The following is a 16288-nucleotide window of genomic DNA, read 5'->3' as shown; positions in this document are numbered from 1 at the left end:
AAATATTATGATTAAGATTAACAAAAATAAAAAAGTGACTTTGGTGCAAGAAAGCACGTTTTTGACTCCTCAAATTCCGACTTTAACATTGTATAAAAAAGATGTAATTGCTGAGAATGATTTTAAAGAGGATTGTGGTCTGGCGATATTACAAATATTAATTCGAATGGGAATTCAATCTTTGCGCGCAAATACAATAGTAGAATGGCGAAAAGAACTAAATATTATTCCTCAATATAATTCTTTATTTCAAACTATTCTCGAAGAACTCGAGAGAATGTCTTATATCCATATTACAAATCAGGGAGTAGTTATACCAAAACATATTGAAGAAAAAGCGGCTTTTTTTTCTTTGGAAAATCAGTTAGTAAAAGCCAGAAGAGAAGCAAATCGTCATCATAATTACTATGCATTATTAAATCAGACGATTCAATCTTTTGAAGAAATTTTGAAAGGAAAAACTAAGGCTACAGATGTATTGTTTCCCGAAGGAAATTCCAAGTTAGTGAGTGCTATCTATAATGGCGATTATAGATCTAATTATTTCAACTCAATAGCTGCATCAATTGTAGAAAACACAATTAAGAATTATGAAGGGAATAATTTAAAGATAAACATATTAGAAGTAGGAGGTGGTACAGGAGGAACAACTGTGCGCATTTTGGAACGATTAAAAAATTATGGAAATCATGTTACATATACTTTTACTGATGTATCTCAAAGTTTTTTGATCGCAGCAGAAGAAAGATTCGAAGACATTATACCTTATTTTGAAACCAAAATATTTGACATTACCCAATCAGCATCCATACAAGAAATAGCTACAGGCAAATATGATATTGTAATAGGAGCTAATGTTATTCATGCGACTGCTAATATTGCTGAAACACTTAAGAATATAAAACCAATTCTTAAAAACGGTGGGCTGTTACTTATTAATGAGTTGAGTACGCTAGAAATGTTTACAACATTAACATTTGGTTTACTCTCTGATTGGTGGAATCATGAAGATAAGGAATTGAGAATTTCAGGTAGTCCGGCATTGACTTTTAATGGATGGAAACAAGTATTATCGGAAGTTGGGTTTGTAGATTGTGATGTATATCCGAAACAAGAAGATATTCCGCAACAAATAATAATAGCCAAAAGTAATGGCAGAGTATTAGTTGATACTCAAAAACCAGAGGAATTTGCCAAGGTAACAGCAGAAAAAAATGAAAAAGAGTTTGTAGCAATTGCTTCAAATACTACAATAGATTTAAATGATTTTCAGCAGAAATTGATAGCTATTGCAGCTGGCACAATCAAACTTCCGTTAACAGCTTTTAAGAAAGAAAAGCCGTTTTCAGACTATGGTTTTGATTCGATTTTGGGGCTTACTCTTATTAAAAATATTAATAAAGGTCTAGAGATAACTTTAGATGTTACAGCTATATTCAACTATCCAACAATTCCTTTATTGTCACAGCATATACTGGATATATACCCAGAGTTGTTTCATGCAAAAAGTAAAATAGAAGCATCAGAGTTGGATCAGATTTCTGAAAAAGAGGTTGTAGAACCTAACTTATCAAAAAGGAAAACTACTCAGGAAAATGATACTATTGCTATCATAGGAATGAGTGGACAATTTGGTAAAGCTAATAATCTTGAGGAGTTTTGGGAGGCGCTAAAAAGCGGAAAAAATCTTGTAGAGGAAGTTCCAGAAGACAGATGGGATATTGCATTGCATTTTGATGAAGATCCAAAAGCTAAGCAAAAAACATATAGTAAATGGGGAAGTTTTTTAAGAGACATAGATAAGTTTGATCCCGAGTTTTTTAAGATATCTGGTAAGGAAGCCGAAAATATGGATCCGCAACAACGTATATTTTTACAACATTGTTGGAAAGCACTTGAAGATGCGGCAATTGACCCTGATCTTTTGCAAGATTTTAAATGTGGTGTATATGTTGGAGCAACAGATGGGGATTACTACAAAACCTTTTTAGAAGAGGCAAATGAACCTTCTGCATTTTGGGGTATTTCGGGCTCTATATTAGCAGCGCGCATTTCATATTTTTTAAATTTAAAGGGAGCTGCTGTAGCAATAGACACCGCTTGTTCAAGTTCATTGGTTGCGATGGATATGGGCTGTAAAAGTTTATTGGCAAAAGAAACCGATCTTATTATAACAGGAGGCATTTCATTATCGGTAACACCAGAGTTTTACAAACTAACCAGCATGGCAGGAATGTTATCTCCCGATGGACATTGCTATACTTTTGATGAAAGAGCCAACGGATTTGTACCAGGTGAAGGTGTAGGGGTACTAATTATGAAACGCTTAGACGATGCTATACGAGATGGAGATCCTATTTATGCCACTATACAAGGGATTCTTACTAATCAGGACGGGGCAACTAACGGAATTACTGCTCCAAGTGTATTATCCCAACAAGACATTCAGAAAGAAGTTTTTAAAAGATATAATATTAATCCAGAGACAATTACCTATGTAGAAGCTCATGGAACAGGAACTAAATTAGGCGATCCGATAGAGTTACAAGCTCTTAAGGCATCTTTTAAAGAGCATACTTCCAAAGTAAATTATTGCGGAATTGGGAGTGTAAAAACAAATGTAGGACATACGCTTAGAGCAGCAGGAATGGCGGGTATTATCAAAGTATTGCTAGCTATGAAAAACAAGCAGTTGCCTCCATCTATTAATTATGAAAACATCAATAAACATATCCAATTAAAAGATAGCCCTTTTAGGATACAGGAAAGATTAACTGCCTGGGATAGCGAAGCACCTAAACGAGCTACAGTAAGTAGTTTCGGGATTAGTGGGACCAATGCATTTGTAGTTTTAGAAGAACATTTACAAAAAAACAATCTAGAGGAGGAAATTGATGAACCGATACTAATAGTTTTATCAGCATTAAACGAAGAAAGATTAAAGGTTAAGGCACAACAACTTACCGATTTCATTAAAAATGAAAAGAACCTAAACCTTCGTGACATTGCCTATACATTGCAAGTAGGTAGAAAAGTAATGGAGTGTCGTAAAACTTTTGTTGTGAATCATATAGAAGAATTGATTGCTAAATTGCAACAATTTGTTCAGGAGGAAACGACTGGTATTTATAAAAAGGTTGAAAGCGAAGTAAGTGAATTAAAAATTCAGCAAGCAATTTATGATAAGCAATACGATGCAATAGCAAGATACTGGGAACAAGGAAATACTATAAATTGGTTGAGTTTGTACGATGTACAGCAACCTAATAAAATTCATTTGCCTACGTATGTTTTTGCTAAAGAATCATATTGGATAACTCCTAAAGCAGAAACATCATTCTCTAATATAAAAACATTACATCCATTAGTACATGAAAACATATCGGATTTTGAATCACAAAAATTTTCATCTTGTTTAACTGGTAAAGAAGCTATCCTGTTGGATCATATCGTACAAGATAAAAAGATACTTCCGGGAGTTGCGTATATAGAAATGGCAAGAGAGGCTGTAGAACGCAGTGGATTACAGCCACATAGTTTCTCGAATATAAAATGGTTGCAACCAATAGAAATACATAAAGAATCAAAGTCAATTGAAACTGAAATTTATGTAAATGCAGAGGGCACTTATATTGAAATAAAGAGTATAGATAATGATGAAATAAAGATTCATTTTCAGTCCAGTATAGGAGAGAGTAAAGAAAAAACAGCCCCCCTTAACAGAGATATATCTGCTATAAAAGAGCAAAGTATTGCATCTTATACAGCCGAGCATTGTTATCAAATTTTCAGAACTAAAGGAATTAATTATGGCGATAGTTTACGACATATAAATTCGGCCAATGTTCTAAAAGACGAAGTGCTTACAAGTATTTCGGTTTTTGATAAAAGTACTTTTAAACTTCCAGTTGAAATATTAGACAATGCATTTCAAACAGGAGCATTATTATGGTTACAAAATTCAGAAGAGTTAGCGTTGCCTTACTCTATTGAAAATATTACATGGTACAATCTAGAGGAGGAAATTAAATATTGCTATGCCTATTATTCTGATAAGGAAAATAAAAAAAGCTTTGAAATAGAATTATTAAGTGCAACAGGAAAAGTTCTTATTGTATTATCAGGCTATAGAATGATGCCAATTTTGGGAGTTAAACCCAATACGGCACAAACGTATTTATATGAATCTGTATGGCAACATAAAGTAAATACAAATAACATAGTCGATTCTACTATAACTAACGAGTTTATAGTGGTTGGTGATTTTCCTAAAGTCGAATTACTGGGCGCTATAACAAGAATTAATGATATTGAAGAAACAGTATTGTTTTCTTCGGTTTTTGATAAAGTTAAGCAAGTAATAACTTCCAGAACTCCGGTACGTTTTGTAATTATTTATGATTATAAGAACGAACATAAGGTGCAGTTCTTATCAGGACTATTACGAACTGCAGCTATCGAGAACCCTAAAGTTTTATGGAAATGTATAGGTATTGATTTAGACACAAACACCAATGTAGAACAACTATCGAAAATTATTAGAGTTGAATTAAATGAAAAAGAAACAACAGTTCGCTATGATAATTTAAAAAGAGAAGTAAAAACAATTGTTCCAATAGTAGAACCGCTAACGGTATCAAATGAAAATATCAAATTCGTTAAAGGAGGAGTTTATATCATTACAGGTGGTATGGGCGGTATTGGAAAAACATTGATAGAATATCTTTTTGAATCTTATAATGATATTAAAATTATTGTTAGCGGAAGATCAGTTTTAGATGCAGACAATCAGGAATATGTAGCATCATTTAAGAATCTGGTATATTATCGTTGTGATATTACAAATAAGTCAGCAACTCAACAATTAATTGATGAGGTACAAAGCCAGTACGGTAAACTCAACGGAATTATTCATGCGGCAGGTATCATAAATGATAATTTTATTCAGCAAAAAAATAGTGCAGAAGCATTACAGGTTTTAGAAGTAAAAACCAAAGGAATACGTAATCTTCATGAAACCACACAGCATATTTCATTAGATTTTATGCTTATGTTTTCTTCATTATCTGCTGTTTTAGGAAATTCAGGACAGGCTGATTATGCTGCTGCAAATGAGTATCTGAGAGATTTTGCGAAATTCAGAAATAAAGAAGTATCACAACAGAGAGCTTTTGGAAAAACAATAAGTATTGCATGGCCATTATGGGCTGGTAGCGGAATGCAAATGAATGATAGCAATAAGCAATCTCTTGAAAAGAAACTGAATATAGTTCCTTTACCCCAAAAAGAGGGAATACATTGGTTAGAAAAAGTACTTGCCAGTACCCTTGAGTCAGTTGTATTGCATTACGGAAAAGCTCCTTTGGCTGAAACATTTTTATCGGATATAAAAGGAGCGGAAGCGAATATTACACATCAAAATAACGGAAGTGAAACGGGAAGATTAACCAAAGAACTAACTGAAGAAAATATAAAAGAGGTTACCTACGAATATCTTGTGGGAATTTTGGCAGCAGAGCTACGTTTTCCAAAAAGTAAATTCAAAATCACAGATGCTTTTGAAAAATACGGATTAGATTCTATAATGATGACAAGCCTGACAAATCGTTTAGAAGAAACTTTTCCGAACATTCCGAAGACTTTATTTTTTGAATTCTTAACCATAGAAGAGTTGGTTGCCTTTTTCGTAGAGGAATATCCTAATGAACTAAATGCAATAAGGAATAGTATAAAAGGAGTTACTGAAATAAATAATCAAATTAGTACTTCACCAGAAATAAAATCAACTTTTAAAAAGGTTACAACGAATAAGTTTATACAACAGTCACAAACTAAACAAGACCTTCCAAAGAGGAATACCGATGTGGCTATTGTAGGATTAAGCGGTAGATACCCACAAGCAGATTCTATAGACGAATTCTGGGAAAATCTTAAGATAGGAAAAGATTGTATTACGGAGATTCCTAAAGATAGATGGAATATTGATGGTTTTTTTGATAAAGAAAAGGGAAAATCCGGGCGTAGCTATAGCAAGTGGGGAGGTTTTGTAAATGATATGGATAAGTTTGATCCATTATTTTTTAACATAACACCTTTAGAGGCAGAGAAAATAGATCCACAAGAGCGTTTGTTTTTGCAAGTAGCCTGGGAGGCAGTAGAAGATGCAGGATATACTAATGAAACTTTAAAAAGAAATCCTTTTACGGGAGAACCAGACGGAAAAGTAGGGGTTTATGTGGGGGTCATGTACCAGGAGTACCAGTTATATGGAGTAGAGGAAACACTAAAAGGGAATCCAACAACGCTTAGAGGTAGTTCAAGTAGTATTGCGAACAGAGTTTCGTATGTTTTTGACATTCATGGACCTAGTTTGTCTTTAGATACAATGTGCTCCTCATCAAGCACAGCTATTCATTTGGCATGTAAAGCCATACAAGAAGGAGAAATTAATGCAGCAATTGCAGGAGGTGTAAACTTAAGTGTACACCCAAACAAATATTTGATGCTTAGCGATGGTGGTTTTGCAAGTAGTAAAGGAAGATGTGAGAGTTTTGGACAAGGAGGAGACGGATATGTTCCAGGAGAAGGCGTTGGAGCTGTTTTGTTAAAATCTCTTGAGCAGGCAGAGAAAGATGGAGACCATATTTATGGCGTGATTAAAGGAACGGCATTAAATCATGGCGGAAGAACTACGGGGTATACTGTTCCAAATCCTAAGGCGCAAACAGCGGTAATTAAAGAAGCTATTGAAAAAGCCAATCTTAAACCAGCATCTATTTCTTATATCGAAGCACATGGTACAGGAACTAGTTTAGGAGATCCTATAGAAATTGTAGGGCTAAAAAATGCATTAGAAATAACCGATGCCAGTAAATGTCGTATAGGTTCTGTAAAATCGAATATTGGACATTGCGAATCGGCAGCAGGTATTTCAGGGATTACTAAAGTATTGTTGCAACTTAAATACAAACAGTTAGTTCCATCTATTCATTCGGCTATATTAAACCCAAACATACAGTTCGATCAAACTGCTTTTTTAGTTCAACAAGAATTAGAACCTTGGCACTACCAAGGAGAAAAATTGTTAACTGCAGGTATTAGTAGTTTTGGTGCAGGAGGGAGCAATGCGCATATTCTTATACAAGAGTATCCAAAAGCGGATATAGTTGATGATTTTAATAAAGAACCAGTTATAGTAGTTTTATCGGCTAAAAACAAAAATAGATTAAAAGCCTATGCAAGTCGATTAACAACTTACTTAGAAAAAACTCCAGAAACGTTACAAAATATAGCGTACACTTTGCAGATTGGCAGAGAAGCTATGCCCGAAAGATTGGCAATAGTAACTAGTTCTAAAGAAGAGTTGACACGACAATTAGAACATTTTGTTAAAAACGATGTGGTTTTTACAGAAGATATTTTTACGGGGAATATAAAAGACGAAAGTGCTGATTTTTTGTTGAAAGGTAAAGCTGGAGCAGCCTATATTAAAGAAGCTCTTCAGGAAAAAGAAGTAGCATCTATAGCTCAATTATGGACAAAAGGAGTTGAAATAAAATGGCAATCACTATATTCAAATACCAGTTTTTTACAGAAAATAAGTCTGCCAACATATCCTTTTGCTAAAGAAAAGTATTGGGTACAAACAATTGGTACAGATGTAAAACAGGGATTAATCGCTAAACTACATCCGTTGCTTCATACGAATGAATCCGATTTTGAAGCACAAAAATTCAGCAGTGTTTTTACAGGAACAGAATATTTTTTAGAAGATCACTTTGTTCAAAATGAAAAAGTTATTGCAGGTGTAGCCTATCTGGAAATGGCTAGAGAAGCAGTTGAAAAAAGTACACACCAAGAAGTAACACAATTTAAGGACGTAACATGGTTACATCCTATTAAAGTACTCGAACAACCGAAAAAAGTTACGATAAGACTAGAACCTTCAGGAACGGAAATTAGATATCAGGTATATTCTAAGGAACAAGAAGAAGAAAGTGTTCATGGACAAGGAATTGTAACCACAATTGCTCAAGAAGTCCCTAAACCGTATGATTTAATAAAAATTAAATCTCGTACTGATAAGACAGCTTCGGGAGCAGTTTGTTATGAAATGTTTAGTAGTCTTGGGTTTGGATACGGAGAAAGTTTTCAAGGCATACAAGAGTTGTATTACAATGATACAGAAGCTCTGGCCAAAATAGAATTGCCTAAGGATAGAGACATGACCTTAGATCCTGGAGTACTAGATAGTACACTACAGGGATGTTTGGCATGGTTACTTCTAAAAGACAGTAATAAAATGCCTTTGTCTATACCATTTAGTGTAGGGAAAGTAACGGTTTATAAAGAGATTACATTTCCGGTATGGTCATATGCAAGGTTTAGTCCAAAGGCTAACCCAAAAGCAGTTGTGCCCCAATGTGATATGGATTTACTAAACGACAAAGGTGAGGTTGTAGTAAGTTTTGAAGATTTTGTCATTTTACCATACGATGGAGGATTTTTAAATAAAAACTCCAAAAGAGAATCTTTGGCTACGGAAATTTATGATTACCAATGGAACGCAACTGAATTAGAAAAAACGTATGCTCAAACAACAGATTTCAATGATGTGGTTTTAGTAGGGACTACTCAAAATTTGACACAACAATTTAGTGAAGCTTTTGAGGGAACAGTATATCGTATAGACGACGAAATAGAAGAGTCTTATTTTCTGAAAATAAATGAGCTGCTTAAAAAAAGAATGTCTCAGAAACAGAGAGGACATTTTTCGGTACTTATAAATGACGAAGACTATGATAAATACGGATTTATTATAGGAATGTTGAAATCGGCTTCAAAAGAAAATCCAAGAGTTAAGACTAAACTTATTTCTATAGTATCAATAAATGGTAAATCAGGAAATGAATTAGTACAAATCTTGGAGGAGGAAACTGAGGATGAACAAGCAGAAGTACGTTATGTAAATAGAATTAGAGAAGTGAAAAAGGGAACTTCGGTATCTCTAAACCAGATTTCTAATCTTAGGATTAAAGAAGGAGGCGTTTATTTAATTACTGGTGGTGCAGGCGGAATAGGAAGTGTTTTTGCCGAGCATATTGCTAAAACCCAAGGAACTCAACTTATACTTACAGGAAGAAGCGCTAAAAACGAAACAATCCAAAAGTTTATAGGAAACCTGCCAAACGCGCAATATTACGCATGTGATGTTACCAGGTATGAAGAAGTAGAAAACCTGATACAAACTATCCTGACCGATTACAAAAAAATAGATGGAATTATTCATTGTGCAGGTATAGGTTTGGCAAGTACAATTATAGAGAAAACAGCAACAGAAATCTATAAGGTATTGCCACCAAAAATTGCAGGAGTTAAAAATTTAGACAAAGCATTACAAAATGAAACAATAGATTTTATGATGTATTGCTCTTCCATTTCTTCGGTATTGGGAGATATAGGATTGTCTGATTATGCAGCTGCTAATGCCTATATGGATCATTTTGCAAAAAAACGCAATCGTTTAGTTCAAGATGGTAAACGTAAAGGAAAGACACTTTCTGTAAACTGGGGATTATGGGAAAGTGGAGGTATGCAAGCCAATGCAGAGAGTATAGAATTTTTATCAAAACAATGGGGAATGTCTCCTCTTCCGAAATTAGAAGGAGCAAAAGCTTTGGATAAGGTACTACAACTAGCAAAGGAACAAACCATTGTGGTATATGGTGCTAAAAACAAACTAGACAAAACCTTTGGAGTTAAAGGAATTGATATAGTAGTTCTTGATGAAAATAGTATTTCTGAGCAACCAACAGAAGATTTAAAGACAATTGCTTATCAGAAAATAGTCGAAATATTTAAGAAAGAGCTAAAATTAAAAGAAGAACATATTCAAACCCAACTACCTTTTGAGGAGTATGGTATAGACTCAATGTTGGTAGTAAAACTAACCAATAGATTAGGAGATGTTTTTGATAACGTTTCGGTATCGTTACTGTTTGAATATCAAACAATAGACCAACTTGTGTCTTATTTTGTAAAAGAACATTCAGCTACTTTGCAAGCATTAAAAGCTACAAAACATACATATGATGTTCCTGTTGACAAAATAATTAAGAAAGAAGAAGATTTTGCTATAATTGAAGCAAAAGAATACACGCGTTTTATGCAACCAAAATTAGTTTCGGTTGTAAAAAAGGAAGAAATAAAAAACGAAGATATTGCCATAATTGGATTGAGCGGAATCTATCCTGGGGCAAAAGATATTGCGGAGTTCTGGGAAAATCTTAAAGCAGGTAAAGATAGTATTACAGAGATACCAGAACAACGATGGAATATTGATGAGTTTTATAATGAGCAGAAAGGAAAAAAAGGAACAAGTTATAGTAAATGGGGAGGTTTTATTGATGATATAGATAAGTTCGATTCCTTGTTTTTTAATATTTCGCCACGTGAAGCTTCAATGATGGATCCACAAGAACGTTTGTTTTTACAAACTGCATGGCATGCGATTGAAGATGCGGGATATACCAAAAAGAAATTACAAAATATAGGGAAAAACACAGCTGCAGATATAGGAGGTAACGTAGGTGTTTTTGTTGGAGTAATGTATGAAGAATACCAATTGTTCGGAATAGAAGAAAGATTCAAGGGGAATTTTATCGCTCCAACGGGAAATGCCAGTAGTATAGCCAATAGAGTTTCTTATTTTTTAGACCTTCATGGGCCAAGTATGGCTGTAGCCACGATGTGTTCTTCTTCATTAATTGCCATCCAGATGGCTTGCGAAAACATACATTCTGGTAACTGTGAAGCAGCTATAGCTGGAGGTGTTAATTTAAGCATACATCCGGGCAAATATTTAATGTTGAGCGATCTACATCTAGTGTCAGAAAAAGGCAAATGCGAAACCTTTGGCGAAGGTGGAGATGGGTATGTTCCTTCAGAAGGAGTGGGCGCAGTCATGTTAAAATCCTTGGCAAAAGCTAAAGAAGATGGAGATCAAATTTATGGGGTTATCAAAGGTGGAGCTATAAACCATGGTGGAAAAGTAAACGGATATACGGTACCTAATCCTAATGCGCAAGCCGCGGTAATTTCCAAAGCAATGGAAAAAGCAGGTGTTTCGGCTAAAGCCTATAGTTATATCGAAGCTCATGGTACAGGAACTAAATTAGGAGATCCTATTGAGATTTCCGGACTTAAAAAAGCATTCTCAGGAGCCGAAAATCAATCTTGCAAGATTGGTTCGGTAAAATCGAATATTGGGCATAGCGAGGCAGCAGCAGGAATATCTGGAGTTACGAAGGTGCTTTTGCAACTCAGGAATAAGCAACTTGTTCCTTCATTACATTCTAAGAAATTAAATACCAATATCGATTTTGAAAATAGTCCATTTAAAGTACAGCAAGAATTAGAAGATTGGATTACTACAGATGGCAGGCCAAGAATAGCAGGTATAAGTAGTTTTGGGGCAGGAGGTACCAATGTACATCTTGTGATAGAAGAATATGAAAATGCTACACAGGATTTGGCAGATAATCAAGATCCTGTTATCGTTCCTATATCGGCTAAAGATGCTATACGATTAAAAGAATATGTCCAAAATATAGGCAACTATTTAGAAGAAAATATAGCGCAGTTTACGATTAATGATATAGCCTATACTTTGCAAACTGGTAGAGAAGCAATGGAAAGCAGAGTTGCTTTTATAGTTACAGATGCACACCAATTGGTTGCAAAACTAAAGCAATATCTAGTAGAACCTACGGTAGGAATACTAGGCGAAATAGAGACCAATAAATTGTTTCATCATAAAGAAATAAGTAATGACGCTGAGCAGGCTATAATACAAAAAGATCAGGAAGTTTTGGCTACTTTATGGACTCAGGGAGAACGTATTGATTGGAGTCGTTTGCATGATAAAACGCCTAATATCATTAGTCTGCCAAATTATCCATTTGCCAAAGAATATTGTTGGTTTAAGCCAAAAGAAGCAATAGCAATTAAAAAAGAGCATCCATTAGTACATCAACAATTTCATAAATTAGATAGTTCTCGATTTATAAGTAAATATTCGGGTACCGAACAATTTTTGTCAGAACATATCCTGAATACAGAAAAAATCTTACCTGGTGTGGCCTATCTTGAGATAGCAAGAATTTCGGGAGGATTATATATAGATAAAAAAATAGCGCAATTAAGAGATGTATTTTGGATGTCTCCATTACAAGTTAACGGACATTCCAGATCAATAGTTACTGAATTACAGACATTAAATGAAGAAATTACTTTTACTGTTAAAGATAAAGAACAAGAAAATATTGTTTTTAGTCAGGGTAAAATTAGTACAGCCTTTTCAAAACAAACAGAAAGAGTTGATACAGAATTAATCCGTAATCGATTATTGGATGTTGTTTATAAAGAAGAATATTATAAATTATTTAAAGAACTTGGATTTCATTATGGAACAAGTTTTCAAGGAATCGAATATATCCAATATTCCAAAAATGAGGCCTTAGCAAAAATTAGTATTGATAAAGATTTATCAGATCAGTATTGGGCTGTTCAGGCAATGGATAGTGCTTTACAGACCTGTTTAGGAATTCACCTTAATGGGAATACAAAACAATTGCCATTATCAATCCCATTTAGTGTTAAAGAAGTAAATATTTACAAAGAATTACCTTCTTCGTTCTGGTCTTATGTAACTATAAAAGAACAAGATGAAGGACAAAACGCGCTAAAACACTATGATGTAAAATTAATAGATGGAACGGGAGAAGTAATAATGAGTTTTATAGATTTTGTAACGCTACCCTTTATAAATCAAGAGCAAGCAGTATCGAATAAAATAGAAGCTTACACACAATTATATTCTTATGAGTGGAAATCTAAACCAATCACAGAGAGTGCAATAATCAACTCTAATAGAAATTATGAAGTTATTCTGGCAGGTTCAACTTCAGAAATAGCCGAACGATTAACTGATGAACTGGAAATTCAGGTTACGAGTATACAAAGCCAGAACGAGGAAGAATTTTTTAATGCTATTCTGGATTGTGTTAAACAAAAACTGATTCATAAAAAAGAGACTCATTTCTTCATTGTATTTGAAAACCAAGAAAGTTTGGCGTATAGTTTTGTTTCTGGAATATTGAAATCTGCAAACAAAGAGAACCCTATAATCTCAGGGAAAACGATAACGGTAAATCAAATTTCAATAGAGAACATAGATCTTCTGTGCAAGATTATAAAAGAAGAAAAAAATACAAAAGATACAGAAGTTCGATATAGCAATAGCGGTCGTGAAGTTAAAGAAATTGGATTCTATGAGAAGACATTCAATGAAAATACGATTACCATTAAACCTAATGGAGTTTATATCATTACTGGAGGAGCTGGAGGACTAGGGATGATTTTTGCAAACTATTTGAATCAATTTGAAAACACCAAACTCTTTTTGATTGGAAGAAGTGAATTATCTCAAGAAAAGAAAAACACTATCAATGCATTAAATAATGCAAAGTATATCCGTTGTGATGTTACTAATCGAGTAGCTATGTCTATGGTAATTAATGAAATCCTTAGAGAAGAAGGACAAATTAATGGAATTATTCATAGTGCTGGAATAGGAACAGCGAGTCAGATAATAAAAAAGATCCCAGAAGAAATACATAAAGTATTATCCCCAAAGATTGATGCAACTAGAATTTTAGATGAATTGACACAGCAACTGCCATTAGATTTTATGATGTATGTATCTTCCATTTCTGCCATTATGGGAGATATAGGATTAGCTGATTATGCCTCTGCCAATGCCTATATGGATGCTTATGCGCTATATAGAAACCAATTGGTAAAAGAAGGAAAACGCTCAGGAAAATCCATTACAATCAATTGGGGATTATGGGAAAATGGAGGACTACAAATTCATGAAGAAAGTCAGAAATATTTAGAGCATTATTGGGCAATGGTACCATTGCCTACAGCAGAAGGGCTTAAAGCATTATCTCGTATTTTTAAAGAAGCGCCTTCGCAAGTAATGGTTGTGTATGAGAAAGCATCTAAACTCATAGAAAAGAAAGAACAAAAAATAATAGGCCCAGCTACAAATAATTCTGGGGTTACAAAAGAGGTTTGTATTGAATATTTTAGAAATCTGATAGCCGAAGAGTTACAAATAGAACCTGAGAGAATAGGTTTAACGACACCATTTGAAACGTATGGAATGGATTCTATCCGTATCGTAAAACTTACCAATAAGTTAAATGAAGATTTTGACGACATCTCAAATACATTGTTTTTTGAGAATCCAACTCTGGAAGATTTAGCAATATACTTCATGAAGTATCAGTCGGATTCGATGTTGAAACTCACAGAACCTCAGCAAGGAAAACAAACATTTGTAGCAGATAAAAGTGAAACTTTTTACCATAAAGAAGTAAAAGAACCAATAGCAGTTAATTCTAAAGCTATTGAAGAGCCTATTGCAATTATTGGTGTGGCAGGAAAATACCCTGGAGCCAATACCTTGGAAGAATTTTGGGAGAACTTAAAAACAGGAAAAGATAGCATTACAGAAATTCCAAAAAACAGATGGAATACCGAATCATTCTTTGATAAGGAAAAAGGTAAAGAAGGAAAAACGTATAGTAAATGGGGTGGTTTTGTAGAGGATGTAGACAAGTTTGATCCTATATTTTTTAATATATCGCCCAAAGAAGCGGAGCTAATGGATCCACAGGAGCGTTTGTTTTTACAAACAGCCTGGGAGACGGTCGAAGATGCAGGATATACGCCAGAAGATCTGAATCAAAAAGTAGGTGTTTTTGTTGGGGTAATGTACAGTGAGTATGCCATGTTTGGTATAGATGCCATGCATGGAGACCAATTTGTAACACCAAAAGGAATCCATAGTAGTATAGCCAATAGGGTTTCTTATGTAATGAATTTTGAAGGACCGAGTATGGCTATCGATACCATGTGTTCTTCTTCTATTACCGCAATACATTTGGCTTGTGAGAGTATCCGAAAAGGAGAATGTACAACCGCAATAGCAGGAGGAGTAAATCTTAATTTACATCCGTATAAATATCTCTCGCTAAGTAGTGCTGGTTTTGTATCGAGTCAGGGAAAATGTGCCGCTTTTGGCGAAGGGGCAGATGGGTATGTTCCAGGTGAAGGAGTTGGAGCAGTACTTTTAAAACCACTATCAGAAGCTATAAAAGATAAAGATCAAATTTATGGTGTTATCCGATCTACAGAAATCAATCATGGCGGAAGATCCAATGGTTTTCATGTGCCTAATCCTAATGCGCAAGCCAAGGTTATTCAAAAAGCAATTCAAAAAGCAGGGATAGAAGCCTCCTCATTGCAGTATATCGAAACTCATGGTACAGGTACAAGTTTAGGAGACCCAATAGAAATAGCAGGGTTATCTCAGGCCTTAAACCTTGGTTATAATGCTAATTGCAAAATAGGGTCTGTAAAATCTAATATTGGGCATTGCGAGTCGGCTGCTGGAATTTCGGGATTGACAAAAATTTTGCTTCAATTTAAAAACAAACAAATAGCACCTTCGATTCATAGTACTATACTCAATAAGCATATTCAATTTGATGAAAGCCCATTTGAGGTTCAGCAAGAACTCACAGATTGGATAATTAAAGACTCAGAGAAAAGAAGAGCGGGTTTAAGCAGTTTTGGAGCAGGAGGAAGTAATGGGCATATCATACTCGAAGAATATCAAAGAAATGATGAAAGAGATACTCATAAGATAGAGCCAGTACTCCTTGTTTTATCGGCAAAGAATACCGAACGATTAAAGCAGAAAGCCGAAGAACTTATTCAATTTCTGGATGAAAATGATACTATTTCGTTGACAGATTTAGCCTATACATTACAATTAGGCCGAGTTGCTATGGAAACGAGATTATGTATAGAAGTTGCATCTGTAAAAGCACTAAAAAAGGAACTTTATGACTATTTGCAAGATCAGTTTTTAGGGTATCAAAATACCTTAAAAAGCTACGAATTAAATAAAACAGTCAATACAGATATTTTGTATAAAACAGCTTTGGATAATAAAGATCTAAATGAACTGGCAAAATCGTGGATTCAGGGAGAATACATTGCATGGGAAAAGCTCTATAATACACAACCCAAGCGAATAAGTTTACCAACATATCCATTTGTAAAGAAGAGGTATTGGTTACCAGAAATCTCGGAGAAATTAGACAAAAGAGAAAAGGTATCAAAAGCTATTCATCCATTATTTCAAAATTAA

The 16288-nt window shown here is 34.4% G+C and carries 1 protein-coding gene; it reads left to right on the top strand.

The window, feature by feature from the left end; translation table 11 throughout:
• Positions 1 to 7: 7 nt before the first annotated feature.
• On the top strand, positions 8 to 16288 hold the full coding sequence (locus SHI72_RS23015) for an SDR family NAD(P)-dependent oxidoreductase (protein ID WP_323491535.1): 16281 nt from the start codon (positions 8 to 10) through the stop codon (positions 16286 to 16288).

The organism is Flavobacterium sp. PL02 (assembly GCF_035013205.1).
Classification (GTDB): Bacteria; Bacteroidota; Bacteroidia; order Flavobacteriales; family Flavobacteriaceae; genus Flavobacterium.
This window is presented reverse-complemented; position numbering and strand designations above follow the sequence as displayed.

Bases quoted from the DNA above. Each gene is read 5' to 3' on its own strand.
- SHI72_RS23015 (WP_323491535.1), top strand. From the start codon at position 8: ATGATTAAGATTAACAAAAATAAAAAAGTGACTTTGGTGCAAGAAAGC.